Raw genomic sequence first — 273 nt, 5'->3', positions numbered from 1 at the left:
CGACTGGGGCGGCCTGATCGGGCTGGGCTGGGCGCTGCGGCATCCGCAGCGGGTGGTGCGGCTGGTGCTGCTGAACACCGCCGGCTTCACCATGCCGGCCGACAAGCGCCTGCCGGGCCTGCTCAAGCTGGGCCGCGACTCATCGCTGGGTGCGCTGCTGATCCGCGGCCTCAATGCGTTCTCGGCCGGCGCGACCCGGCTCGCGGTGAAGAAGCCGATGCCGGCCGCCGAACGCCGCGCCTTCACCGCGCCCTACGACAGCTGGGCGAGCCG

Annotated in this window: 1 protein-coding gene; it reads left to right on the top strand. The window is 74.0% G+C overall.

All coding sequences use genetic code 11. The features are described 5' to 3' along the window. A partial coding sequence (locus tag FLQ44_RS23555) for a hypothetical protein (protein WP_206208732.1) occupies window positions 1–273 on the top strand: 273 nt, incomplete at both ends.

It is taken from the genome of Vogesella mureinivorans (assembly GCF_007644035.1).
Lineage (GTDB): Bacteria > Pseudomonadota > Gammaproteobacteria > Burkholderiales > Chromobacteriaceae > Vogesella > Vogesella mureinivorans.
This window is presented reverse-complemented; position numbering and strand designations above follow the sequence as displayed.